General features: G+C 52.8%; 25 protein-coding genes. 15 read left to right on the top strand and 10 right to left on the bottom strand.

Annotated features, from left to right (window positions below):
• Positions 1-8: 8 nt before the first annotated feature.
• Together glnL and glnA are read right to left on the bottom strand one after the other, a co-directional pair.
• Positions 9-1,058 carry a nitrogen regulation protein NR(II) gene (gene glnL / locus GYRE_RS04615; protein ID WP_038253439.1) on the bottom strand — a complete coding sequence of 350 codons (1,050 nt, stop codon included), beginning with the start codon at positions 1,056-1,058 and terminating at the stop codon, positions 9-11.
• Positions 1,059-1,252: 194 nt separating this feature from the next.
• Positions 1,253-2,662, bottom strand: a complete 1,410-nt coding sequence (gene glnA, locus GYRE_RS04610; RefSeq protein ID WP_006818005.1) for a glutamate--ammonia ligase — start codon at positions 2,660-2,662, stop codon at positions 1,253-1,255.
• Between the two features lie 378 nt (positions 2,663-3,040).
• On the opposite strand from glnA, the gene typA reads away from it, so the two are divergent.
• The 4 genes from typA (at position 3,041) to GYRE_RS04590 (ending at position 8,116) form a co-directional block, all read left to right on the top strand.
• Positions 3,041-4,864, top strand: a complete 1,824-nt coding sequence (gene typA / locus GYRE_RS04605) for a ribosome-dependent GTPase TypA (RefSeq protein ID WP_006818004.1) — start codon at positions 3,041-3,043, stop codon at positions 4,862-4,864.
• Positions 4,865-5,051: 187 nt separating this feature from the next.
• On the top strand, positions 5,052-5,762 hold the full coding sequence (locus GYRE_RS04600; protein WP_006818003.1) for a GntR family transcriptional regulator: 711 nt from the start codon (positions 5,052-5,054) through the stop codon (positions 5,760-5,762).
• A gap of 7 nt (positions 5,763-5,769) precedes the next feature.
• Positions 5,770-6,750, top strand: coding sequence for a sugar phosphate isomerase/epimerase family protein (locus GYRE_RS04595; RefSeq protein ID WP_038253438.1), 981 nt, complete (start codon positions 5,770-5,772; stop codon positions 6,748-6,750).
• 100 nt (positions 6,751-6,850) lie between these two features.
• The gene (locus tag GYRE_RS04590; protein ID WP_006818001.1) at positions 6,851-8,116 is read left to right on the top strand and encodes an MFS transporter; all 1,266 of its coding nucleotides are present in this window, start codon (positions 6,851-6,853) and stop codon (positions 8,114-8,116) included.
• Between the two features lie 54 nt (positions 8,117-8,170).
• Here GYRE_RS04590 and misL read toward each other — a convergent pair whose 3' ends face one another.
• Positions 8,171-10,969, bottom strand: coding sequence for an intestinal colonization autotransporter adhesin MisL (gene misL, locus GYRE_RS04585; RefSeq protein ID WP_038253435.1), 2,799 nt, complete (start codon positions 10,967-10,969; stop codon positions 8,171-8,173).
• Between the two features lie 75 nt (positions 10,970-11,044).
• Positions 11,045-11,662 (bottom strand): transcriptional regulator, encoded by a 618-nt coding sequence (locus GYRE_RS04580; RefSeq protein ID WP_038253432.1) that lies wholly within the window; start codon positions 11,660-11,662, stop codon positions 11,045-11,047.
• 580 nt (positions 11,663-12,242) lie between these two features.
• Here GYRE_RS04580 and GYRE_RS23530 point away from each other — a divergent pair.
• The 8 genes from GYRE_RS23530 to GYRE_RS04545 all read left to right on the top strand — a co-directional run bounded on the left by GYRE_RS23530 (position 12,243) and on the right by GYRE_RS04545 (position 17,189).
• Positions 12,243-13,016, top strand: coding sequence for a winged helix-turn-helix domain-containing protein (locus tag GYRE_RS23530; protein ID WP_072009044.1), 774 nt, complete (start codon positions 12,243-12,245; stop codon positions 13,014-13,016).
• Entirely contained in the window at positions 13,013-13,477 is a 465-nt protein-coding gene (locus tag GYRE_RS04575) for a hypothetical protein (protein ID WP_038253430.1), read from the top strand. Before GYRE_RS23530 ends, GYRE_RS04575 begins: the two co-directional genes overlap by 4 nt.
• Positions 13,478-13,572: 95 nt before the next feature.
• Entirely contained in the window at positions 13,573-14,169 is a 597-nt protein-coding gene (gene yihX, locus GYRE_RS04570) for a glucose-1-phosphatase (RefSeq protein WP_006817995.1), read from the top strand.
• Positions 14,166-15,026, top strand: a complete 861-nt coding sequence (locus tag GYRE_RS04565; RefSeq protein ID WP_006817994.1) for a virulence factor BrkB family protein — start codon at positions 14,166-14,168, stop codon at positions 15,024-15,026. The genes yihX and GYRE_RS04565 overlap by 4 nt, the downstream gene beginning before the upstream one ends.
• On the top strand, positions 15,023-15,460 hold the full coding sequence (gene dtd / locus GYRE_RS04560) for a D-aminoacyl-tRNA deacylase (RefSeq protein WP_006817993.1): 438 nt from the start codon (positions 15,023-15,025) through the stop codon (positions 15,458-15,460). The genes GYRE_RS04565 and dtd overlap by 4 nt, the downstream gene beginning before the upstream one ends.
• Before the next feature lie 41 nt (positions 15,461-15,501).
• Entirely contained in the window at positions 15,502-16,443 is a 942-nt protein-coding gene (gene fabY, locus GYRE_RS04555; RefSeq protein ID WP_038253426.1) for a fatty acid biosynthesis protein FabY, read from the top strand.
• Between the two features lie 153 nt (positions 16,444-16,596).
• Positions 16,597-16,815, top strand: coding sequence for a ribbon-helix-helix domain-containing protein (locus GYRE_RS04550; protein ID WP_373896520.1), 219 nt, complete (start codon positions 16,597-16,599; stop codon positions 16,813-16,815).
• Positions 16,816-16,817: 2 nt separating this feature from the next.
• Positions 16,818-17,189 carry a type II toxin-antitoxin system VapC family toxin gene (locus GYRE_RS04545; protein ID WP_081874630.1) on the top strand — a complete coding sequence of 124 codons (372 nt, stop codon included), beginning with the start codon at positions 16,818-16,820 and terminating at the stop codon, positions 17,187-17,189.
• Between the two features lie 43 nt (positions 17,190-17,232).
• On the opposite strand, the gene fdhE is transcribed toward GYRE_RS04545, so the two are convergent.
• Genes fdhE through fdnG form a run of 4 tightly spaced genes read right to left on the bottom strand, consistent with a single transcriptional unit; the run spans position 17,233 to position 22,756 of the window.
• Complete coding sequence (fdhE, locus tag GYRE_RS04540; protein WP_006817988.1) at positions 17,233-18,162, bottom strand: formate dehydrogenase accessory protein FdhE; 930 nt, start codon at positions 18,160-18,162, stop codon at positions 17,233-17,235.
• Positions 18,159-18,794 (bottom strand): formate dehydrogenase cytochrome b556 subunit, encoded by a 636-nt coding sequence (gene fdoI / locus GYRE_RS04535; RefSeq protein ID WP_006817987.1) that lies wholly within the window; start codon positions 18,792-18,794, stop codon positions 18,159-18,161. The genes fdhE and fdoI overlap by 4 nt, the downstream gene beginning before the upstream one ends.
• Entirely contained in the window at positions 18,791-19,693 is a 903-nt protein-coding gene (gene fdxH, locus GYRE_RS04530; RefSeq protein WP_006817986.1) for a formate dehydrogenase subunit beta, read from the bottom strand. The genes fdoI and fdxH overlap by 4 nt, the downstream gene beginning before the upstream one ends.
• A gap of 12 nt (positions 19,694-19,705) precedes the next feature.
• Positions 19,706-22,756, bottom strand: coding sequence for a formate dehydrogenase-N subunit alpha (gene fdnG, locus GYRE_RS04525; protein WP_112471533.1), 3,051 nt, complete (start codon positions 22,754-22,756; stop codon positions 19,706-19,708).
• A 213-nt stretch (positions 22,757-22,969) separates the two neighbouring features.
• Between fdnG and fdhD the strand changes: the two genes are divergently transcribed.
• Together fdhD and GYRE_RS04510 are read left to right on the top strand one after the other, a co-directional pair.
• Positions 22,970-23,755 (top strand): formate dehydrogenase accessory sulfurtransferase FdhD, encoded by a 786-nt coding sequence (gene fdhD / locus GYRE_RS04515; RefSeq protein WP_006817983.1) that lies wholly within the window; start codon positions 22,970-22,972, stop codon positions 23,753-23,755.
• Between the two features lie 128 nt (positions 23,756-23,883).
• Positions 23,884-24,096: a YdgH/BhsA/McbA family protein gene (locus GYRE_RS04510; protein ID WP_006817982.1), complete on the top strand. Its 213-nt coding sequence runs from the start codon at positions 23,884-23,886 to the stop codon at positions 24,094-24,096.
• Positions 24,097-24,141: 45 nt separating this feature from the next.
• Here the strand turns inward: GYRE_RS04510 and GYRE_RS04505 are convergent, their stop codons facing one another.
• Together GYRE_RS04505 and GYRE_RS04500 are read right to left on the bottom strand one after the other, a co-directional pair.
• Entirely contained in the window at positions 24,142-24,465 is a 324-nt protein-coding gene (locus GYRE_RS04505; protein ID WP_006817981.1) for an AzlD domain-containing protein, read from the bottom strand.
• Positions 24,465-25,124 (bottom strand): AzlC family ABC transporter permease, encoded by a 660-nt coding sequence (locus GYRE_RS04500; RefSeq protein ID WP_038253419.1) that lies wholly within the window; start codon positions 25,122-25,124, stop codon positions 24,465-24,467. The genes GYRE_RS04505 and GYRE_RS04500 overlap by 1 nt, the downstream gene beginning before the upstream one ends.
• A 100-nt stretch (positions 25,125-25,224) precedes the next feature.
• On the opposite strand from GYRE_RS04500, the gene GYRE_RS04495 reads away from it, so the two are divergent.
• Positions 25,225-25,773: a helix-turn-helix domain-containing protein gene (locus GYRE_RS04495; RefSeq protein ID WP_006817979.1), complete on the top strand. Its 549-nt coding sequence runs from the start codon at positions 25,225-25,227 to the stop codon at positions 25,771-25,773.
• Positions 25,774-25,787 lie beyond the last annotated feature (14 nt).

The following is a 25,787-nucleotide window of genomic DNA, read 5'->3' as shown; positions in this document are numbered from 1 at the left end:
AAACCCCTCTATTTCCTGATTGGCAGGTAAACCGAAAACTCGGTATGACCCGGCCAACTGGTAAATTCAATTTTGCCGGAGTGTTGATCAATTAAATTACGCGCTATCGACAGGCCAAGACCGGTACCACCTTCGCGCCCGCTGACCATCGGGTAAAACAGCGTGTCCTGCAGATGTGGCGGAATACCCGGCCCGTTATCTTCTACATCGATACGTGCCGTCAGGCGGTAGCGAACGCCGTGCAGCGTGAGCTGGAATGCTGTACGGGTGCGCAAAATTATCTCGCCACCCTCCGGGCCCAGCGCCTGCAGTGCATTGCGCACGATGTTCAGCAGCACCTGCTCAATCTGGTCAGGATCGTGCGGCAGCTCCGGCAGGCTGGGGTCATAATCGCGGATCAGGCGAACGTTATCCGGCAGCTCCATCGATACCAGGTTAAACACGCGCTCGGCAACTTTGTGAATACTCTCGGTCACATGCATGCCGGGGAGCTGCGGCCCGAGCAGTCTGTCTACCAGATTACGCAGGCGATCGGCCTGTTCGATAATCATTTTGGTGTATTCCAGGAGCGATGGGTCGGGCAATGCTTTGCTCAGCAGCTGTGCGGCACCGCGCAGGCCGCCCAGCGGGTTTTTAATTTCATGCGCCAGGCCGCGAACCAGGTCACGTGCCGCGACCTGCTGTGCGTGCTGCAATTGCTCCTGGCTCAGGCGTCGCTGGTTATCCATCGGCGACAGCTCAAGCAAGATCATGCCGTCAGGCAGTCGCTGTGCGGTCAGTGACAGCACATGCGATCGGCCGTCAATCACCAGCGTGACTTCGTTATCGGTGAAGCCTTGTCCACCGGCCAGGCTTTCATGCATCAGGCCGATATTCAGCGAAAAATAGCTCAACAGTTCGGGAAGCGGGGTGCCAAAGAGTTTGCGCGAGCTTTGTGCCAGCAGCTGTTGTGCCGCCGGGTTCGCGTAATGCACCGCGAGGTCGTCATCGACCAGCAAGATACTGTTAATCAGAGAGTTAAGGATCTGCCCAGCATCGGGCAGCATGCCTGTTGCCATCCAGCAGTCCTCCAGTTGAATGCACCAATTTAGTGCATTATAGCTTCTTGTCGGCGAAAAGCGCGTGAGATCAGATTGTTGGTGGAGAAAAAAGCCCATCCTGGGATGGGCTAAAGTTTCCACGGCAACTTACAACCTCCGTTTACTGCGCTGTCTCCGATGGTGGCAGCGCATTCGCGGAGTATTACGACAACTTAAACGCTGTAATACAGTTCAAACTCAACCGGGTGCGGCGTCATGCGAACGCGGTCGTTTTCTTCCAGACGCAGCGCGATGTAAGCATCGATAGCTTCGTCGGTGAACACACCACCTGCGGTCAGGAACTCGCGGTCGGCGTTCAGTTCGTTCAGTGCTTCTTCCAGAGAGCCTGCAACCTGTGGGATCTCTTTCGCTTCTTCCGGCGGCAGGTCGTACAGGTTTTTATCCATGGCTTCGCCCGGATGGATTTTGTTCTTAATACCGTCGAGGCCAGCCATCAGCAGTGCTGCGAAGCACAGGTACGGGTTAGCCGCCGGGTCCGGGAAACGCACTTCGATACGACGTGCTTTCGGGCTTGCAACCACCGGGATACGGATAGAGGCAGAGCGGTTACGAGCTGAGTAGGCCAGCATAACCGGCGCTTCATAACCCGGGACCAGACGCTTGTAGGAGTTGGTGGTCGGGTTAGACAGGGCGTTGATGGCTTTCGCGTGTTTGATAACACCGCCGATGTAATGCAGTGCCATTTCAGACAGGCCAGCGTATTTGTCGCCAGAGAACAGGTTAGTACCGTTCTTGGACAGAGACATGTGGCAGTGCATACCGGAACCGTTATCACCGAACATCGGTTTTGGCATGAAGGTCGCGGTTTTACCGAAACGGTGCGCCACGTTGTGCACGACATATTTGTAGATCTGAATTTCATCCGCTTTTTTGGTCATGGTGTTGAAGCGGGTAGCGATTTCGTTCTGGCCAGCAGTCGCCACTTCGTGGTGATGTGCTTCAACCACCAGGCCCATTTCTTCCATGATAAGGCACATGGTAGAACGGATGTCCTGAGAAGAATCGACCGGAGGAACCGGGAAGTAACCGCCTTTCACGCCTGGACGGTGACCTTTGTTACCACCTTCATATTTGGTGGAAGAGTTCCATGCACCTTCGATATCGTCGATGGCAACGTGGGAACCGGAGATAGAAGCCCCGAAACGGATGTCGTCAAACAGGAAGAATTCTGGCTCTGGCCCGAACAGCACGGTATCCGCGATGCCGGTAGAACGCAGGTACTCTTCAGCGCGTTTAGCGATAGAGCGCGGGTCGCGATCGTAGCCCTGCAGAGTGCCTGGCTCGAGGATGTCGCAGCGAATGATCAGCGTCGGTTCCTCAAAGAACGGGTCAATAAGCGCAGTGGTATGGTCCGGCATCAGCACCATGTCTGATTCGTTAATGCCTTTCCAGCCGCCAATCGAGGAGCCGTCAAACATTTTGCCTTCTTCGAAGAATTCAGCATTTACCTGATGAGCAGGAATGGTGACGTGCTGTTCTTTACCTTTGGTATCGGTGAAGCGCAGATCAACAAACTTCACTTCATGCTCGTTCAGCATCGTCAAAACGTGTTCAGCGGACATACTTAAACTCTCCCGGATTGGTCATTGTCGTCGTGGTAACGAACTACATAACACTGCTTCTGATGGCGTTGTTGCCGTAAATTTATTAAAGCGAAAACTGTGCCAACTTTTAAATGCCCCCCAAAACGCTGTATCATGCGCACCACAGTGCAAAAGGGCTGCACCAGTTTGGATTCATTGCACCAGTATAGTGCTTCAATGTGAACATTAGGCACCATATTGGTGCAATTTTGTAAATTTGGCCCTTTTCCTTGTCCGTGAAAGCGATCACAAAGCAACTCTGCAATACTTGTTTGCGGAGGATGTTTGTGATCCTGTTTTGTAGTGCGATTAATCCGTGTACAATAACGCGCTATTTCTAATGCCTGAGGCAAAGTTGTGATCGAAAATTTGCGTAACATCGCCATCATCGCCCACGTTGACCATGGTAAAACGACCCTGGTTGATAAGCTGCTGCAGCAATCCGGTACGTTCGACGCGCGTGCCGAGACCCAAGAGCGTGTGATGGACTCCAACGATTTGGAGAAAGAGCGTGGGATTACCATCCTCGCGAAAAACACCGCTATCAAATGGAATGACTACCGTATCAACATCGTTGATACCCCAGGGCACGCCGACTTCGGTGGTGAAGTTGAACGTGTTATGTCCATGGTTGACTCTGTGCTGCTGGTCGTTGATGCAATGGATGGCCCAATGCCGCAGACGCGCTTCGTGACCAAAAAGGCATTTGCCCACGGTCTGAAGCCAATCGTTGTTATCAACAAAGTTGACCGCCCTGGCGCGCGTCCTGACTGGGTTGTTGATCAGGTATTCGACCTGTTCGTTAACCTCGACGCGACCGACGAGCAGCTGGACTTCCCTATCGTTTACGCTTCTGCGCTGAACGGTATCGCTGGTCTGGACCACGAAGATATGGCGGACGACATGACCCCGCTGTACCAGGCGATTGTTGACCGTGTACCAGCGCCGGACGTTGACCTGGATGGTCCGTTCCAGATGCAGATCTCTCAGCTCGACTACAACAACTACGTTGGTGTAATCGGCATCGGTCGTATCAAGCGCGGTAAAGTGAAGCCGAACCAGCAGATCACTATCGTTGATAGCGAAGGCAAAACCCGTAACGGTAAAGTGGGTAAAGTACTGACTCACCTGGGTCTTGAGCGTATCGAAAGTGATGTAGCAGAAGCAGGCGACATCATTGCTATCACCGGTCTGGGTGAGCTGAACATCTCTGACACCATCTGCGACACGCAGGCGGTTGAAGCGCTGCCAGCCCTGTCTGTTGATGAGCCGACCGTTTCCATGTTCTTCAACGTCAACACCTCTCCGTTCTGTGGTAAAGAAGGTAAATACGTTACCTCTCGTCAGATCCTTGACCGCCTGAACAAAGAGCTGGTGCACAACGTTGCACTGCGTGTAGAAGAAACCGCCGACGCTGACGCCTTCCGCGTTTCCGGCCGTGGTGAACTGCACCTGTCCGTTCTGATTGAAAACATGCGTCGTGAAGGTTTCGAGATGGCGGTTTCCCGTCCGAAAGTTATCTTCCGCGAAATCGACGGCCGTAAGCAAGAGCCGTTCGAGAACGTAACGCTGGACGTCGAAGAGCAGCACCAGGGTTCTGTCATGCAGGCTCTGGGTGAGCGTAAAGGCGACCTGAAAAACATGAATCCGGACGGAAAAGGCCGCGTACGTCTCGACTACGTGATCCCAAGCCGTGGTCTGATCGGCTTCCGTTCTGAGTTCATGACCATGACCTCCGGTACCGGCCTGCTGTACTCTACCTTCAGCCACTACGACGACGTTCGTCCGGGTGATGTTGGTCAGCGTAACAACGGCGTACTGATCTCCAACGGTCAGGGTAAAGCGGTTGCGTTCGCGCTGTTCGGTCTGCAGGATCGCGGTAAGCTGTTCCTGGGTCACGGTGCTGAAGTTTACGAAGGCCAGATTATCGGTATTCACAGTCGTTCTAACGACCTGACTGTAAACTGCCTGACCGGTAAGAAACTGACCAACATGCGTGCTTCCGGTACTGACGAAGCGACCGTTCTGGTTCCGCCTATCAAGATGACCCTGGAGCAGGCTCTGGAGTTCATCGATGACGACGAACTGGTAGAAGTTACCCCAACCTCTATCCGTATCCGTAAGCGTCATCTGACCGAGAACGACCGTAAACGCGCAATGCGCGGTGCGAAAGAAGACTAATTCAGCGCTTCTTAGCCGATACAAACCCTGCCTCCTGAGGCGGGGTTTTTTTTGCCCTGAGTACGGCTCCCTTATCCACGAAGAGAACCCCGTCACATATCTTTCCAAAGCCTGAGGTTCACATTGCATTCCATTTTGTCGACAGAGTAAGATTGATTCATCTGGTTTAAACCAAATGGATTAAACAATGGAAAAGAATCCGTCGACCGTCGAGAACGCAAAAGAAAAACTGGATCACTGGTTGAAGCAAGGCATCACCCCGGTCGGGGGAAAGCTCCCTTCAGAGCGAGAGCTGGGAGAGCTGCTGGGGATTAAGCGTATGACCCTGCGCCAGGCCCTCTTAAACCTTGAGGCGGAGTCCCGGATCTTCCGCAAAGACCGCAAAGGGTGGTTTGTGACCCAGCCCCGTTTCAACTATAGCCCGGAGCTTTCCGCGAGCTTCCAGCGTGCGGCGCTGGAGCAGGGACGCGAACCGTCCTGGGGGTTTATCGATAAAAGCCGTGTATCGCAGTTCCCACAGGCTGCAGCCCCATTGCTCAGCGCGGCAGCCTCTGAAGAGCTGTACTGCATTACCGGTTGGGGAGCGCTGGAAGGGCATAAGGTGTTTTATCATGAAACCTATATTAACCCGCAGGTGGCTCCCGGTTTTATTGAGCAGCTTGAAAGTCAGTCATTCACCAGCGTCTGGGAAAAATCATATAACAAAGACGTGATTATAAAAAAACTTGCCTTTAAACCCGTAAGAATGTCTGGAGACGTGAGTAAATTTATTGGCGGCTCATCCGGTATGCCTGCGATCCTGATTGAAAAGCATCGGGCAGATAGCCATGGCAATATTGTACAAATAGACATTGAATATTGGCGCTTTGAGGCTGTCGATCTCTTTATAAACTTGTAGGTATGTTATGGTCACCAAAGAAAATGCAGGGAAAATACTTTCTCGTGTAGATAATATCCCGCTGTATCTTCACGCCTATGCTTATCATCTGAATATGCGTCTGGAACGTATATTACCCGGTGATTTACTGGATATCGCTCATGAGAACCATCTGCGTGGGGTAAAAGTCCATGTTCTGGATGGTGAGCGCTATTCGCTGGAAAATATGCAGGATACTGAGCTGGCGGCGTTTGGTGATAAGGCCCGTCGTCTCGCGCTGGATGTGCATATTGAAACCAGCGCTTCCGACAAAGACACTATCGATACCGCAGTGCGCATCGCGCTGAAAACCGGCGCGACATCGGTTCGGTTCTACCCGCGCTATGAAGGGCATGTGCAGGAAGTCATGGCAAAAATCGCCCAGGATATTGGCTATATCAAAGCGCAATATCAGCACAGTGGGCTGACGTTTACCCTCGAGCAGCACGAAGACCTGAAGAGCCATGAGCTGGTGGCGCTGATTGAGCAAAGCGGGATGCCGGAGCTTTCGCTGTTGTTCGACTTTGCGAATATGATTAACGCCAATGAACACCCGCTGCAGGCGCTTGCGACAATGTCGCCCTGCGTGACCCAGGTACACATCAAAGATGCGCTGATTGTGCCAGAAGACGGCGGCCTGGGGCATAAGGCCTGTATCTCCGGAGAGGGTGATATGCCGTTTAAGGCGCTGCTGACGGAACTTATCTGCCTCGGAGAAGCACAGCCGCAGGTCATGGCCTACGGGCTTGAAGAAGAGGTGGATTACTTCGCCCCGGCGTTCCGCTTTGAAAATGAAGGCGATAACCCGTGGATCCCGTGGCGGCAGATGAGCGAAACCCCGTTACCAGAAGCGACTCACCTGGAAGAGCGCTTAGTGAAAGAAAAACAGGATGCCATTCAACAAATTCGCTTCGTCAGAGAGGTTCTTCAGCAAATAAAAGCAGAGGCAACGCACATTTTAAATCACTAATAATAAACATTCTCATATTTTAATAAATCCATTCATTAAGAATGGACGGGGTTCTATTACCTAATTTAAGACAGTGGCATTTATGCCATTAGGGGATTCTATGCTCACAAAAAAGAAATGGGCGCTTTTTAGTTTATTAACGCTTTGTGGCGGTACTATATATAAACTGCCCTCTCTGAAAGACGCATTCTATATACCGATGCAGGAGTATTTTCATCTGAGCAACGGGCAGATAGGTAATGCGATGTCGGTGAACTCGTTTGTTACCACAATTGGTTTTTTCCTGTCGATTTACTTTGCTGACAAACTGCCACGTAAATACACGATGTCTGTCTCCTTAATTGCGACAGGTTTGCTGGGTATTTATCTGTCAACGATGCCGGGCTACTGGGGCATCCTGTTCGTCTGGGCGCTGTTTGGTGTCACCTGCGATATGCTGAACTGGCCGGTATTGCTTAAATCCGTCAGCCGTCTGGGTAACAGTGAGCAGCAGGGGCGCCTGTTTGGCTTCTTCGAAACCGGTCGCGGGATTGTTGACACCATTGTGGCATTTACCGCGCTGGCGGTCTTTACCTGGTTCGGAAGTGGCCTGCTGGGCTTCAAAGCGGGGATCTGGTTCTATTCGGCCATCGTTATTCTGGTGGGGATAATCATCTTCTTTGTGCTTAATGATAAAGAGGAAGCTCCGGCGAAGGCGGTGAATGAGTCACAGGACGCACCGAAAAATACCAGCATGACTTCGGTACTGAAAGATAAGACCATCTGGCTTATCGCTTTCAACGTCTTCTTTGTGTATGCGGTCTACTGCGGGCTGACGTTCTTCATTCCGTTCCTGAAGAACATCTACCTTCTGCCGGTGGCGCTGGTCGGGGCTTACGGCATCATCAACCAGTACTGCCTGAAGATGATTGGTGGACCAATCGGTGGAATGATTTCCGACAAAATCCTGAAATCGCCCAGCCGTTATCTGAGCTACACCTTCATGATTAGCTTTGTCGCGCTGCTGGTACTCATCATGTTGCCGCATGAAAGTATGCCGGTATACCTCGGCATGGCCTGTACCTTAGGCTTTGGTGCTATCGTGTTTACCCAGCGCGCGGTCTTCTTTGCGCCAATTGGTGAAGCCAGAATCGCGGAGAACCACACCGGTGCGGCAATGGCGCTGGGGAGCTTTATCGGTTACGCCCCGGCGATGTTCTGTTTTAGCCTGTACGGCTATATTCTGGATCTGAACCCTGGGCTGGTTGGCTACAAAATTGTCTTTGGCATTATGGCCTGCTTTGCATTCTGCGGTTCCGTCGTTTCGGTGCTGCTCGTGAAGCGCATCAGCCAGACGAAGAAAGCACTCCAGGCCGCAGAAGCCTGAGTGCGGAAAAAGAAAAAAAGCCGCTGAATATCAGCGGCTTTGTTGTTGCTTCAATTAGAAACTGTATTTCACACCCAGCATACCGCGAGTATCGCTGTAGCCTTTGTCGCCGACCTGCTGCGCGACGTTGCTCCATACGTTCAGACGCGGGGTGATTTGCCCTTCAACACCCACCTTCAGCTCGCCGATGTTCTTCGTACCACGCATGTCGTTGCTGACATCGTCCATCTTCACACGAGCAGTTTGTGTGTTGTGGATCCAGTTTGCTTCCACGAACGGCTGGAACTCACGGGATTTGCCGTCATCGATGGCGTTATGGCCATTGATGTAGGCTTTAACGCCCAGGCGGGTCATCAGATTACCGTCACTATCATCCTTCACGCGGGTACCGTTTGCTTCGCGGTGGTCGTCGGCCTGCACGTCCATCCACACCACCTGCGCTTTAGGTTGCAGCCAGTAGCTATTACGTTCGCTCTCGCCCAGCTTGAAGCTGTAACCGGCTTCGACCGAGGCCGTGATCCCTTTGGATTTGTATTTTTCAGTCGCCTGATCCTGACCCATTACCTTGTTATCAAACCAGTTGTACAGCGCCCAGGTATCCACATAGGCCCCTGACTGGTCGATATCGTTGGCATACCAGGTACCGTAAAGACCGATGCTATAACCTGTGACCTGACCGCGGGAATGGTAACCGGTTACGGATGACTGCGTGCGGTTCTGGCTGTTGGCATAACCTGCCATTGCACCAATATGCCAGCGGTCCAGGCCGTCACTACTCCACTGCGCCAGATCGCCACCCAGCTGCAACACGTAGCTGTTGCTTTGGGTTTTCAGCTGTCCGCTGCCGTCCTTGAAGCGGGTATGCGCACCGACGTTACGCATCCACAGGCTGGTGACCTTTTTCTCGCCAGTCAGCATGTCGGTGTACTGCGTTTCACCCAAACGGTCATGCAGACGAGTCATGAACAGCGTGTTTGCCGCATAGTTGTTGGCAAGATAGCTGCCAGCTTCCGGGCGGAACTGATGTTCTGCTGCCGGTGGTGCGACAGGTTCTTCTGGATCTGGGATCACGGGATCCGGAATCACAGGGTCAGGAATGACCGGGTCAACAGGATCGGGGTCTACCGGGTCGGGATCGACGGGATCAGGGTCCACCGGATCGACCGGTTCTTCCGGCTCAATATAGCTTGTCAGATACCAGTTTTTACCTTTCTGAACCACGTTATAGTCATAGGCTCCGGCGACAATACGGCTTGCTTTTGCAAAGGTACCATCAGAATTGCCGGCTACGTTGATAATTTCAATCCCTTCAACGGTTTGCGCCCCGGTACCGCCAATATTATTCACCGCGACAAACGAGTTACCCGAGGTGTTGCCGAGGACCTTCAGCATGTCGGTTTCTGAGTCATCGTCGTTCAGCACGGTATTAAAGACCAGTTTACCGCCATTGCCGATGTAATCTTCATTGATGGTCAGCGTCTGCCATGGCTCACCATCCACATGGCTGAAGTTTACGGTCGCGCCACTGTTTAGCGTCAGGTCGGTGAGCGTTGAGCTGCTGGTCATATTCCAGGTGGCATCGCTCATTTGCACAGAGATAACGCCTGTGCCCGCTGTGGCGCTGGTGATGTACGATGCCCCGCTCCACAGGGAGTTGTCCGTCATATTGAGCTTAATCGTACTATTCTTCTGCGGCAGCGTGCTGGTAGCCGCGGTGGCACCGGCAGCGTGAATGTCACCGTTGATGAGGAAGCGGCCGCCGGCAGATCCGTCAACAATACCGCCCGTTTCTGTGCTGATGGCATAGCTTTCGCTACTGTTATCGCCCGCCATGGTGATCGCTGCGCCGCCAGCCAGATTAATGGCGCCGCGAGAGAGCGCATATAAGCCGCGCGGGGCTTTGCTGTAGGACGCCGCCTTACTGGCACTGTTCACATTAATGGTGGCGTTATCACCCAGATTAACGGTGGCACCGGTGGCATATACCGCGTGTGCGCTGGCACCGTTTACCGTAATGGTCGCGTTGTTGCCAAGCTCGGTTCTGGAAGATGATGCGGCATAAATCCCGGTTGAAGATGTACCGGAGGTCTCAATGGTGGCGTCATCGCCCAGACGGATCAACGAACCGCTTTGCCCGGTACGTAACCCTTCCGAACTGTCGCCGGTGGTTACAATATGCGCACGATTGCCGACAATAATTGTATTTTTGGCGAGTGAAGCATCTCTCATGGCGTTGGCAGTGATACCGCGCCCCTGGCTGCCCGTGGTTTTGATGTACAGGTCGTCGCCAACATAAATGCTTGCAGACCCTGTCCAGCCCTGGCTCAGCGAGTTGTACCCGGCGTTGATACCGTCACCATCCTGACCATCAACGTAGATGCTGGTGCGGTCACCGGTAATAATAAACACCGGGTTATCCGGAGTGTTAGCACCGTGAGTACGAATACCGTCGACATCTTTACCATTGTTGGCAGCATTCTTCGACTGTGTCCTAATGGTCAGGTCGTCGCCAAAAATAACGCCAGGGCTGCCCGTTGAGCTGTTCTGAATAACGGTAATGGTGTGCTCGAATGCTTCTATGCCCGGGCCATTGAGCGTTAACCCATTACCATAAACCGGGATAGTCCCCGCATTCCACTGATAAACGTAATTTGGCATGGCGCTGGTTTTTGCGAAGTTCGCATTCGCCTGTGCCGGGATAATGGCCTGCAGTTCGGGCGGTAGCTCGCTGACCAGCCCGCTCAGAGGAAGGCTATCAACGTCAACCCAGGCCGCATGGGTGGAAAATACCATAGAGGCTAATGCGGCAGAAACCGCTATGGCGATTGGTGAGTAATGTTTGGGGTTTGGCATTATTGCCTCCTGCATTCAGGCGTAGAGCGTCCACCACATCGCAATGATGTGGAAATAATAAAAAGGAAAAGTTCGCTATAAAATATTCGAGATAATCTTATGAATACTATGGCCTAACTTATTTTCAAGCCGAAGCTTGTGTACATAAATTTTCTTAATATCAATGTTGTCAGTTTTTATAATTTGTTGAATACTTATTCCTGACATGAAACGTTTTAGTAATATAAACTCTGTATAGTTAAGTGAGCGTCCACGTTTGGTGTTAGCAAGTCGCCCTGTAAACAAACGGCGGATCTTCTGTTGTTGCACAAAATCATCATCATCGGAATAGATAATCCCCTGAATCTTATTGCTTTTGGAAAGCCAATAATTCGCCAAAGGTGTCAGGCTTCGGTCTGAAATCAGGACAATATGCATACCACTGTTTGCCAGCCTGTCGACCCATTGCGGATCGGAAAAAATCCGTAGATTTGGGAATGAAAAATCAACGAATATAAACCCTCTCGATAAATGATTTTGATTATCAAGTAGTAGTTTTTCGACAACGCCTTTTTTCAGATATGCATTACCCTCCGGCCAGATGGCAAATGCTGCATTATTGCAATATTGTACCCGCACTGCGCTGTCAGGAAATAATTGACAGGATAATTCACAGCTAATACAACGGACAATCTGTGGTGTCTTTCTCATCATCCAAAACGACTCCTGCCGATTTTTCTCTTTCAATATTTCATTGGTAAATAAGTGTGTCAATCCAGCCCATCCAGTAGGCGATAGTTATTAATAAGGGCGAATAATCACTCGTGTAATAAATTCCTGGTAAGTGATTAAATATAACCTTCAGAAGCCGTGATGTAACCTGGCGCTGCGATAACTTAATTCAGATTAATAACCAACTAACCAGGATTTTTATACACATTTACCTGTATTAGGAAAAATCTTAAAATAGCACTATTTGCTAAACGATTGACGTAATAAATAATGCTTCTTAATAACATCTCTCAGCTTCTTCTGGCACATCTCTGGTGTTGCGATAAAATATAAACATAACTCTGGTGAAACTGTAATGAATTCTTATTATTAAGTTTTAGAAAATTCTCACCTAAGATATTTGTCTGATATCTCATTGTAATGAAAGTGTTTTGATCTCAAGCCTTGAGATTCTTATCTATGATCATGTACAAAGAAGGGGCGTCTTATCGATTTGCATGTAAAATTAAAGGGTGCGCACTGTGCATCCCGCGAAACGTTTTTGTAACAGAGGGCCGGGCAATTGTACCTTATCAATCAGTTGGTCGAATTTAATCCGGATAGCAAGAGTCTGGTCAATCGGTTGACCGGGCGGTCTATTCAACTGCAGCTTCCTGCCTCTCTTTGTTTACTCTATTTAATAACGCATCCGAATGAAGTTGTTTCCCAGAACGCGTTGATGAAAGTGGGTTGGGGTGAGAGAAATGATGTGACGACGCCTAATACTTTTTACCAGGCGATTTTAACATTACGTAATGCACTGGAAGATGTGGGGCTAGCCCGCGATACGGTAAAAACGATTTCCCGGCGTGGACTCACTTTAATTGAAAACACCCGCGTGGATGTGGTGACACCTTCCCAGGGGGATGTTCATGAATCACCCGTTATCGAAGAGCGCGAATTAACGGCAATAATACCTCCTTTGCTGCAACGACAGAGCCGGGTTCCACTGTGGCTTACGGTGTGCCTGACGGGGTTAAGTATAGTCACGGTTGTTATTTGGCTGGTGTGGTATCAGACACGACTTGTTATGCCATTTAGCCAGTTTCTACCGGTTTCAATGCAGACACCGTCGAGTACTCACTGCAAAATCTATTACTCACCGAATGAACATGACCTGGACAGCTATTTTCAACTGATGCAAGCGCATCCGGAACTCTGTGGTAATAATCAACGAGTGTATCTCTCTGGTTACAGCAAAGCGGAGCGGGTAGTGGCATTTGTCTGTGATAAAGATGCGCGGGCTGATGCTTCTGCATTTTGTACTACGCATTATTACTGGACGCGCAGAAAATGAAAAAAAATCGCAACATTATTCTGCTCTCCGTTGGGCTTATCATCGCTATCGGTTCCGGTATCTGGTTATGGTATTCACGCTATGCCGATACGCCGGTGAACTGCATCGGGAATGTCGAATGGAATATTGGCAGTAATCGATTTGCAGGTACGCTCTCTTTTCGTATGTATAACCAGGAGGGGCTGGCGACACTCACCGGTAAACTCTACGGGCGAAATACCACCGATGTCAGCAGAAACATCTACTTCAGCTATACCCAACAGCGGGATGCCCGCGTGCTGCGTACGATGCAGGTGGTCAAAACCTTCGCTGATTCGGCAGATGAAGAGGATATCGACGACACCTTGCCTGGTTTCTATCGCCAGACGGGCAGAGGACTCAGCGTGGTGATGGATGAATATCGGGGAGCATGGATTTTTGCGACCTCAAACGTCCCTTCACTCTACTGCCGCAAAAGATAACGCTGAAATCGGATGAAAAAGCCGTGTGCGGATGCATAGTCAAAGTCCTGCTTTCCCGCTAAAGTTAGTTTTCCACGGCGCGAAAGGAGACAAAAATGCTCTATATCTTTGATTTAGGTAATGTGATTGTCGACATCGATTTCAACCGTGTCATGGGAGCATGGAGCGACTTCAGCCGTGTTCCTCTGGCTACGCTTAAGCAGAAATTCATTATGGGCGACGCTTTTCACCAGCATGAGCGCGGTGAAATTAGCGATGAAGCCTTCGCCGAAGCGCTGTGCCATGAGATGGATCTCTCGCTAAGCTACGAGCAGTTCTCTCATGGCTGGCAGGCCATTTTTGTGGGGCTGCGCCCTGAAGTTATCGACATCATGCACAAGCTACGTTCGCAGGGACACCGGGTCGTGGTGCTGTCAAACACCAACCGGCTTCATACGACCTTCTGGCCGGATGAATACCCGGAAGTGCGGGGGGCTGCCGATCATATTTATCTCTCACAGGAGATGGGTATGCGTAAGCCTGAGGCGCGTATCTATCAGAAAGTGCTCGAGACAGAAGGCTTTTCTGCCAGCGATACGGTCTTCTTCGACGATAACGCCGATAATATAGAAGGCGCTAACCAGTTGGGGATCACCAGTATCCTGGTCACCGGTAAGGAGACCATTCCCCACTATTTTGCGAAGCAGCTATGATAAAAACCGTTCGTCATCATGTCAGTCATCGTTTAGGGCCGCTGGTCGCATGGCTTAAGCTGCTCTGGCGACGCATTGATGACGATCATATGACGACGCTTGCCGGGAATCTGGCCTACGTGTCGCTGCTGTCCCTGGTGCCGCTGGTAGCCGTGGTGTTTGCATTGTTCGCGGCATTTCCGATGTTCTCTGACGTTAGCGTGCAGCTGCGGCACTTTATCTTCGCAAATTTTATTCCAGCTACCGGCGATGTTATTCAGCGCTATATCGAGCAGTTTGTCGCCAACTCCAGCAAAATGACCGCCGTTGGCGCCTGCGGGTTGGTCGTCACCTCGCTGCTTTTGATGTACTCCATCGATAGCGCGCTCAATACCATCTGGCGTAGCACCCGCATTCGCCCAAGGGTGTATTCGTTTGCCGTTTACTGGATGATCCTCACGCTTGGGCCGCTGCTGGCCGGTGCCAGCCTTGCCATCAGCTCTTATTTGCTGTCGCTGCGCTGGGCTAGCGAGCTTAACGGGGTGATTGATAACGGGTTACGCCTCTTTCCGTTGCTGCTCTCGTGGATGTCGTTCTGGCTGCTTTATAGCATTGTACCCACCACGCGAGTCCCCAACCGCGATGCCGTGGTCGGGGCATTTGTTGGTGCAGTGCTGTTTGAGCTCGGCAAGAAAGGTTTTGCGCTCTACATCACCATGTTCCCATCGTATCAGCTGATTTATGGTGTCCTTGCGGTAGTTCCCATTTTGTTTGTCTGGGTTTACTGGACCTGGTGTATCGTCTTGCTTGGGGCAGAAATTACTGTCACTCTCGGGGAATACCGAAAACTTAAAACAGAGTCTGAAGAACAACCATGATTGCATTAATTCAACGCGTAACCCGTGCCAGCGTCACCGTGGAGGATGAGGTGACGGGCGAAATCGGTCCAGGACTTTTGGTGTTATTAGGTGTCGAAAGAGATGACGACGAGCAAAAAGCCAATCGCCTGTGTGAGCGGGTACTGGGCTATCGAATTTTTAGCGATGCCGACGGCAAAATGAATCTGAACGTCCAGCAGGCGGGGGGAAGCGTGCTGGTGGTTTCGCAGTTCACCCTGGCGGCAGACACCGATCGCGGAATGCGCCCGGGGTTCTCAAAGGGCGCGGCGCCAGAAAAAGCAGAAGCGCTGTATGACTATTTTGTCGAGCGCTGTCGTCAGCAGGAAATGAATACCCACACCGGACGATTCGCTGCGGATATGCAGGTTTCGCTGGTCAACGATGGCCCTGTTACGTTCTGGCTGCAGATATGAGCCAACTTCCGGGCTGGTCGGTAACCAAAGAGAGTACAGCTATGTATCACCTTCGTGTACCGCAAACAAAAGAAGAGTTAGAGAACTATTACCAGTTTCGCTGGGAAATGCTGCGCAAACCGCTGCATCAGCCGAAAGGTTCAGAGCGCGACGGTTGGGATGCGCTGGCGCATCATCAGATGGTGGTCGATGAAGAGGGCAAACTGGTCGCCATCGGTCGCCTGTACATTAACGCTGATAATGAAGCCTCAATTCGTTTTATGGCAGTCCACCCCTCCGTACAGGACAAAGGTCTTGGTACGCTGATGGCGATGACCCTGGAGTCCGTTGCTCGTCAGGAGGGGGTTAAACGCGTCACCTGCAGCGCGAGGGAAGACACGGTCGAATTCTTTGCCAAACTGGGGTTTGTGAATCAGGGGGAAATTACCACCCCACAAACTACGCCGGTGCGCCACTTTTTAATGATCAAACCGGTCGCGACGCTTGATGATATTTTGCATCGCGGTGACTGGTGTGCCCAGCTGCAACAGGCGTGGTACCAGCATATTCCGCTCAGTGAAAAAATGGGTGTGCGCATTCAGCAGTACACCGGGCAGAAATTTATCACCACCATGCCGGAAGTCGGTAATCAGAACCCGCACCAAACGTTGTTTGCCGGTAGCCTGTTTTCGCTGGCTACGCTGACCGGCTGGGGGCTTATCTGGCTGATGCTGCGTGAACGCCATCTCGGCGGCACCATCATTCTTGCCGACGCGCATATCCGCTACAGTAAACCCATCAGCGGCCGCCCGACCGCTATCGCCGATCTTGGCTCGCTGAGCGGCGATCTCGATCGCCTGGCGCGTGGACGCAAAGCCCGCGTGCAGCTTCAGGTTGAGCTGTTTGGCGATAAAACCTCCGGCGCCGTTTTTGAAGGCACCTACATCGTACTCCCCGCGAAGCCTTTTGGGGCTTATGAAGAAGGCGGTAACGAAGAGGAGTAGTACGGCCTTTTGGGTTTCTGGATTGTCGATCGCAGAAGCGAAAGCTGCCTTCAAATTCCGCTTTATCCGCTTATTAAGAAGGCGTAATTTGCCTGAAAATTAATCAGTGGTGATATACTGGAGTGATATATTAGTCTGGTGGCAGACCTTGATATGGGCAGGATTCTGATAGATTTGTCGGACGATGCAATCCAACGGTTGGATAACCTTAAACAGCTGCGAAATCAGCCGCGCGCTGAGTTATTGCGTGAGGCCATTGAGCAATATCTCGATAAACAAGGCGCTTCGGTGATCCGGGAAGCGCTAGGTTTATGGGGGGATCAGGAAGAGGATGGGCTTGAATACGAGCGTAAACTTCGTGAGGAATGGTGATCATGGAGCATATGGCAGTATTTGATACCAATATTCTCATCGATCTTTTCAACAATCGTATGGAGGCAGCGGACGCCATAGAGAGTACTGCGACACATCGGGCAATAAGTCTCATCACCTGGATGGAAGTGCTCGTTGGCGCTCGCAAGCACGGTCAGGAAGCAAAAACGGCGGCAGTAATGAGCGCTTTTGAGATTATCGATGTTTCACGCGAGATTGCAGAACGTAGCGTTTTGCTTCGTGTAAAACACGGGATGAAGCTTCCGGATGCCATTATCCTGGCCACCGCACAAAGTAAAAATTGCCAACTTATCTCACGTAATACTAAAGATTTTGCGGGCATCGCTGGGGTTATTTCGCCCTATCAGTTGTAAACCGGGCAAGCGAAGCGTTGCCCGGTAATTACAGCCGTTGAAGTTACTCTCCTTCACCCGGGAACAGGAACGGGTTGATAGAGCTACGGGCGAACCCTTCCTGCTCCATTTTAGCGTCCAGCACCAGTGAGGCGAGGTCGTCCGCGACGGCTTCTACATTCGGGTCTTTTTCCTGATACAGAATCTTCAGGTAAGTGCCGCAGTCGCCACAGCTTTCTGCTTTGATAGCCGCCTGCTCGTTGTCCAGCGACCAGTAATGCAGATCCCGGCTCTGTTCGCAGTTGCTGCACTTCACGCGCACCACGTGCCATTCCGTTTCACACAGGTTGCAGTGCAGGTAGCGCAGCCCCTGAGTGGTACCAATCTGCACAACGCTTGATACGGGCATAGAGCCGCATACCGGGCAGTACTGGCGCGCTTCGCCGTATTCGGCGCGGGCTTTGCCTGGGATAAGGCTCGCCATTTGCGCCCAGTACAGCGACAGGGCTGCCCAGATAAACGGGGCTTTGTCGCTGCTCACAGAAGCAAAATCTGAGGCAAACAGCGCGCTCGCCATCTGCTCCAGCTCCTGCTCAGAAGCCTTCTCCAGGTTTTCAATCACCGCCAGCGCCGGCCCGCTCATCTCCGGTTTCAGCTCAGCAATCATCGATTGCAACAGCGTGTGCCAGTGCTTGTCGCGCGGCAGCACGTGGATATCCAGCGGCGGTTTGCCCTGGGCGGCGGCTTCTTTGATGCGTGCGGTCAGATCCATCTTGAGTGGATGATCGTACAGCACCACTTCCTGGGCATGGGCGATAAGCGCGGCAAAGCGCAGATAATCGCCCAATGGATTGTGCTCTGCCAGCTCGCGCAGGCGTTCAGCCCGGCGGTTGTAGAGGTTTTTCAGTCTGGGGAACAGCAGCGGCGGAATTGCTTCCGCCGTGCGTTTCTCGCTCGAACCCAGCTCATCTTGCGGGATTATGCGAATACTCATTCAGTCGATTTTTCCGTTGTCTTACGAACTTCGCGGTACCAGCGCGGGTGATGTTTCTTCGCCCACGAACTGGTGACCCAGCCTTCCACCATCGCGGTAATCGTGCCTTTTACCCACAGCGCGGCGTAAATATGCACCATAATAACCACAATGAGCGCTACTGCGGCAAATGAATGCAGCATCAACGCGAACCGGATCACCGGAATGGAGAAAGCAGGCGCAAAGTATGGACGCCAGATAATCACACCGCTCACCAGCAACAGCACCAGGAAAATAATCGCCGCCCAGAAAACGCATTTCTGGCCGAAGTTATAGCGCCCGGTGTCACCCACTTCCTCGTTGACGACAATCTTACGAATATTCTTCGCCCAAAAGATATCATCCCGATTGATTAGGTTGTGGTGCCAGTAACGGAAAAACATGATGATGAACGAGGCGAACATCACCACCCCGACGAACGGGTGCAGAATACGCGCGAGCTGCGGCGTACCCAGAATATGCATCAGCCAGTTGAAGGACGGGAAGAAAAAGCCCAGTCCGCTCACCGCCGCCAGAATGAAGCAGAAGGCGGTGACCCAGTGGTTGATACGCTCTGGCGCCGTGTAGCGCACGATGGTGTCACGTTTTTTCATTTGCGCACCTCGTCATCTTTCTCATGCAGGTTGTCTTCTTCCTCATCCGCACGGTTCGGACCGACACCGACGTAGTGGAAGATGCTCGCGGCGAAGGTTGCCGCAAAGCCGATCGCGGCCAGCGGTTTCCAGACACCCTTCCAGAATTTCACGGTCTGGCTGATTTCCGGGTTCTCCGGCAGGCCGTGGTACAGATTCGGCTTGTCGGCGTGGTGAAGCACATACATCACGTGCGTACCACCAACTCCTGCCGGATCGTACAGACCTGCGTTTTCGTAACCACGGGTTTTCAGTTCGCTCACGCGCTCGCCCGCCAGAATTTTCATATCCTCTTTGGAGCCAAAGTGGATAGCGCCGGTCGGACAGGTTTTCACGCATGCCGGTTCCTGGCCCACCGTTACACGGTCAACGCACAGCGTACATTTGTAGACGCGGTTGTCTTCCGGGTTCAGGCGCGGTACGTCAAACGGACAGCCGGCGATGCAGTAGCCGCAGCCGATGCACTGCTCAGACTGGAAGTCGACGATGCCGTTGGCATACTGAATGATAGCCCCTTCCGACGGACACGCCTTCAGGCAGCCCGGATCGGCACAGTGCATGCAGCCATCCTTACGGATAAGCCACTCCAGCTTGTCGTTTTGTTCCACTTCCGAGAAACGCATTACCGTCCACGATTTGGCGGTCAAATCGGCAGGGTTATCGTAAACCCCAACGTTGTTGCCCACGCTGTCGCGGATGTCGTTCCACTCAGAACAGGCCACCTGGCAGGCTTTACAGCCGATACAGGTGGTCACGTCGATGAGTTTCGCCACTTCCTGCTGGTGATCCCGCGCCTGTGGCGCGGGAGTGAAACCGTTAGTCGCGGAACGACGAATAATGTCTTGCGATTGATAAGCCATAAGTCGTCTCCGTTACACCTTTTCCACGTTCACGAGGAAGGCTTTGAACTCCGGCGTCTGCGTATTCGCATCACCGACGAACGGCGTCAGCGTGTTGGCAATAAAGCCTTTCTTCGCCACACCCTCATAACCCCAGTGGATAGGAATACCGATAGTATCGATATCTTTACCATCCACTTTCAGCGTGCGAATACGTTTGGTCACCACCGCCTTGGCTTTGATGTAGCCACGGTTAGAGGAGACTCTCACCGTATCGCCATGACTGATACCGAGTTTGCCCGCCAGTTTCTCACCGATTTCCACAAACTGCTCCGGCTGTGCGATAGCGTTGAGCAACGCATGCTTGGTCCAGTAGTGGAAGTGCTCGGTCAGACGATAAGTAGTACCGACGTACGGGAACTTATCGGCTTTGCCCAGAGCTTCAAAGTCGTCTTTGAAGATACGTGCGGCTGGGTTCGAGACCACTTTCGGGTGCAGCGGGTTGGTACCCAGCGGCGTTTCAAACGGCTCGTAGTGTTCCGGGAACGGTCCTTCGGCCATCTTATCAATAGCGAACAGACGTCCCATCCCTTCCGGCTGCATGATGAACGGGCCAACATCCGAGCCCGGCGCTGCCGTGCTGTAGTCCGGAATGTCCACGCCGCCCCATTTTGCGCCGTCCCATTTCAGAAGCTGGCGTTTCGGATCCCACGGGTTACCCTGCGGGTCAGCGGAAGCACGGTTATACAGAATACGGCGGTTGAGCGGCCACGCCCACGCCCAGCCCAGCGTATTGCCAAGACCGGATGGATCGGCGTTATCGCGGTTGGCCATCTGGTTGCCATTCGGCGTCCAGCTACCGGCGAAGATCCAGCAACCGCTGGAGGTGGTGCCATCGTCACGCAGTTGGGCAAACGAACTGAGCTGCTGGCCTTTCTTGACGATAACCGCGCCGGTGGCCGGATCGACAATATCTGCCAGCGCTTTACCGTTGCTCTCCATGGCCACTTCCTCAGACGCCGGTTCGTCAGGCGTTGAGTAGTTCCAGCTCATGTTCAGTACCTGCTCCGGTACCGGGCCGCCTTCGGTGGCATACATCTTGCGCATACGCATGAAGATACCCGCCAGGATTTCGCCATCGGTTTTGGCGATCCCCGGGGCGTCCGCGCCTTTCCAGTGCCACTGCAGCCAGCGGCCGGAGTTAACGATTGAACCGTTTTCTTCGGCAAAGCAGGTGGACGGCAGACGGAACACTTCGGTCTGAATTTTGGATGGGTCAACGTCATTCGACTCACCATGGTTCTGCCAGAACGTCGATGTTTCGGTGTTCAGCGGATCGATAGTGACGAGGAATTTCAGCTTCGACAGTGCCGCGACGACCTTGTTCTTGTTCGGGAACGAGGCAACCGGGTTAAAGCCCTGGCAAAGGTAACCATTGACCTGGCCTTTATACATCATGTCGAAATACTGCAGGACGTCGTAACCTTTGTCCCACTTCGGCAACCAGTCAAAGCCCCAGCTGTTTTCTGCTGTCGCCTTATCACCATAGAACGCCTTCATCATGGAGATGAAGAATTTCGGGTAGTTGCCCCAGTAGTTCACCTGGCCATCCAGCAGCGGTTTCGGCGTGTTGGCTGTCAGGTAAGTCTGCAGGTCGGTCTGTTTTTCGCTTGGCAGCGTCATGTAGCCCGGCAGGCTTTGTGACAGCAGGCCTAAGTCGGTCAGACCCTGGATATTGGAGTGTCCACGCAGGGCGTTGACGCCGCCGCCAGCCATCCCCATGTTACCAAGCAGCAGCTGAATCATCGCCATGGTGCGGATGTTCTGCGCGCCAATGGAGTGCTGAGTCCAGCCGAGTGCATAGAGGAACGATGCGGTTTTATCCGGCGCGCTGGTTTCAGCGATGTACTCACAGACTTTCAGGAAGTCGGCTTTCGGCGTACCACAGATGTTTTCGACGACGTCCGGCGTATAGCGGGATACGTGCGTTTTCAGCAGGTTCCAGACGCAGCGCGGATGGGTAAGGGTGGTGTCGCGTTTCGCGTGACCATTTTCATCCAGCTCGTAGTTCCAGCTGGTTTTGTCGTACTTACGCTTATCCGCGTCATAGCCCGAGAACAGGCCATCATCGAAGGTATAATCCTCACGCACGATCAGGCTGGCGTTGGTATAGGCTTCGGTGTATTTGCGGTTAATTTTTTCGTTAGTCAGCAGGTACAGAATAACGCCCGACAGGAACGTAATGTCGGTACCGGAACGAATTGGGGTATAGAAATCAGCGACCGATGCGGTACGAGTAAAGCGCGGATCGATAACAATCAGCTTAGCGCCGTTGTGGATCTTCGCTTCCATCGCCCAGCGGAACCCTACCGGATGTGCTTCAGCGGCGTTACCGCCCATCACCACGATCAGGTTGGCGTTCTTCATATCGACCCAGTGGTTGGTCATCGCACCGCGACCAAAAGTTGGAGCAAGACTTGCTACCGTTGGTCCGTGTCAGACACGCGCCTGGTTGTCGACCGCGAGCATACCGAGCGCGCGAGTGAATTTCTGGGTTAAATAACCGGTCTCGTTGCTGGAGGCCGAGGCGCAGAGCATCCCGGTGGAGAGCCAGCGGTTAACCGTCGTGCCTTCGGCGTTCTGGGCCACGAAGTTAGCATCACGGTCGGCTTTCATCAGCTTCGCGATGCGGTCGAATGCCTCATCCCAGCTGATCTGCTGCCACTTGTCTGAACCTGGCGCACGATACTCTGGGTACTTCAGGCGGCTCTCGGAGTGGACGAAGTCCACCAGACCGGCCCCTTTAGGGCAGAGCGCACCACGACTCACCGGATGGTCCGGATCTCCTTCGATATGGAAGATGGATGCTTTGGCGTTTTTTGCACCGTCACCGAGGCTATACATCAACAGCCCACAGCCAACGGAACAGTATGTACAGGTGTTACGGGTTTCACGGGTGCGCAGCAGTTTATATTGCCGCGTTTCCGCCAGCGCTACGCTTGGGGTGAAACCCAGCGCCGCTACCGTGGTGCCTGCCATACCGCCAGCGCAGATCTTAAAGAACTGCCTTCTGCTGACCTGCATGGTTCGCTCCTTGTTTCTTTTTCGACATTGTCACGAGTAGTTATTTACTTTGCGGTTGGCCCCGCAAAGGTTCAGAATTGGGGTAATTTCCCTCTTCCGTGGAGGGATTTGTATCAGAATACCACATTGTCGGTATGCCTGTTCCAATACGGTTAATACAAAGTGAACAACATCTATCCAAAACAGATCAAAAGCGTGACGTCGATCACAGGAATGCGCCAAATCGACCTGTGGAAAAGGCAAGATTTGCAACATCCTCAGCCTGACGAGTTAGCTGAAGAGGTTCCGGTAGCGTTAGTCTATAACGGCATATCCCATGTCGTGATGATGGCGACGCCCAAGGACCTTGAGCACTTTGCTGTCGGTTTTTCCTTATCCGAAGGGATTATAGAAAATCGCCGCGAGATCTTTGGGATGGATGTGGTGCAGGCCTGCAATGGCCTGGAAGTGCAGATCGAGCTTTCCAGCCGTCGTTTTATGGGGCTCAAAGCCCGCCGCCGTGCCCTGGCGGGACGAACCGGCTGCGGCGTGTGCGGGGTGGAACAACTTAACGATGTTGGAAAACCGATAACCCCTCTGCCTTTCACGCAAACTTTTTCGCTTAACCACCTCGATATGGCGCTTGAGCACCTTAACGATGTGCAACCAATCGGTCGTTTGACCGGCTGCACTCACGCGGCGGCCTGGGTGATGCCGGGCGGTGAGCTGGCGGGTGGGCATGAAGACGTCGGGCGCCACGTGGCGCTGGATAAACTGCTCGGTCGTCGTGCAGCGGAAGACACCCGCTGGCAGCAGGGTGCGGCGCTGGTTTCCAGCCGTGCGAGCTATGAGATGGTACAGAAGTCGGCCATGTGCGGGGTTGAGATCCTGTTTGCGGTCTCTGCGGCGACGACTCTGGCGGTAGAAGTGGCGGAGCGTTGCAACCTGACGCTGGTGGGGTTTTGCAAACCGGGCCGGGCCACGATTTACACGCATCCACAGCGTCTGATTACCGCTTAACTATTGATCAGTATTTTTGAAAGACTATAGCAATTCCTTCCGCTTTCAGTTAGCGGGTGCCGGGGCTATTATTTATCTCATCAAGGCACGGCGCCTTATCTAAACAAACTAATTGAAAGGTATACATCATGAAAAGCATCAAAACTTTTGTCGCAGTTATCGCTCTTGCTACTTCTTTCGGTTCTTTCGCTGCTCAGACCGTCACGGCAACTGCTTCTACCCTTGATGGCGCAGAAGCCAAAATCGCCGCTCAGGCAGAGCAGGCCGGTGCTTCTTCCTACACCATTACCCAGGCTTTCAACGGTAACCGTGTACACATGACCGCTGAACTGAACAAATAATGACTTAGTTTTTGTCGAAAGAGCGCCTCCGGGCGCTTTTTTCGTTTATGGCAGTCCTGCCAGCCGCAGTAGCGCCGTCACCACCGCCGCGGCGGCGATGACAATAATTAATGGCACTTTTTTCCAGGCGAGGAATACCGCAACGGCCACGCCAGCCACGCGCGCCATGCCGGCAAAATGACTGCCTTCAAAAAAGGTGGTTGCCAGCGCTACGGCAAACAGTAAGGTCGTCGCTCCGTCGTTGAGCATCGACTGCGAACGCTCGGAAAGCGCCAGACGGTTACCCAGCTTCGCCCCGCCAAACCGCATCAGGTAGGTTCCCGCCGATAGTATTGCGATGCCGACGATAATCCAGATCGTATCACCCATTATTTTTTCCTCGCAAAAATGCCGAGCAGCGACAGCAGAACCGGTACACCTGCCGGAGTGAAAGGTACGGAAGCCAGTGAAATCACTGCTCCGGTCACGGCACGAATCAGCGTCGTCCGGTTTTTAAACGCCGGGATCACCAGCGCGAGCAGGATGGCGGGGAACACAGCGTCCAGACCGATGGTTTCCGGCGATGGCAGCAACTTACCCACAGCTGCGCCAATCAGCGCCCCCACAGGCCAGCAGATAGCAACCCCCAGCCCGCAAAGCCAGTAGGCGGCTTTGCGCTGTTCCGGGGTTTTTTGCGACAGGCCGAAAACCACGCTTTCGTCGTTCATGATATGGCAGCCGAGAAAGCTGGCGGCACGTTTACCGACCAGATCGCGTACCGTCACACCGAACGGTACATGGCGCGCGTTCACCAGCAAACCTGCGGCAGCAGCGGCCAGCGGATTACCGCCGCTGGCGATAATGCCAATAAACATGAACTCAGATGCCCCCGCCAGGACGAAGATCGAGAGCACAAACGGTACCCACAACGGAAAACCATAGGCGATGGCCAGCGAGCCATAGGACAGGCCGACAACGCCGACCGCCAGGCAAACCAAAAATATCGCTTTTATCGTGTCGCCTTTGAGGCTGGAGAAGTGATGTTTCATACAATTTTAGCCATATCGAACGAGTATCCATTATAATGAACGCATCAGTGTCGTTTATCAAGATGAACGATTCGTTCGATTTATAAAACAGAGGCCGTTTATGACGCAGCCAATTAGCGTGATCGCCAAAAGTCTGGTGCGAGAGCGCATGCGTACCGGACTTTCACTGGCGGAAATCGCTCGCCGTGCCGGGATTGCAAAATCCACGCTCTCACAGCTCGAATCCGGGAATGGTAATCCTAGCCTGGAAACGCTCTGGTCGTTATGCGTAGCGCTGGATATTCCTTTTGCGCGATTGCTGGAGCCGCAGCTGCCAACCACTCAGGTGATCCGCCGCGGTGAAGGGACAAAAGTGGTGGCCGAACAGGCCAACTATCAGGCGATCCTGCTTGCCGCCTGCCCGCCGGGGGCCCGCCGCGATCTTTATCTGCTGATGACGCAGCCCGGTGCCGACCGTATTTCTCACCCGCATCCACCGGGATCGGTTGAGCATATTATTGTGACTCAGGGACGGGCGATGGTCGGGCTGACCAGCGCGCCGGAAGAGTTAGGAGAAGGGGATTACATCTGCTATCCCGCTGACCAGGAGCACGTGTTTAAGGCGCTGGAGCCAGATACGTTGGCCATTCTGGTGGCAGAACAGAACTGACTCCCCTCTCCGTT

Source organism: Yokenella regensburgei ATCC 49455, from assembly GCF_000735455.1.
Classification (GTDB): Bacteria; Pseudomonadota; Gammaproteobacteria; order Enterobacterales; family Enterobacteriaceae; genus Yokenella; species Yokenella regensburgei.
This window is presented reverse-complemented; position numbering and strand designations above follow the sequence as displayed.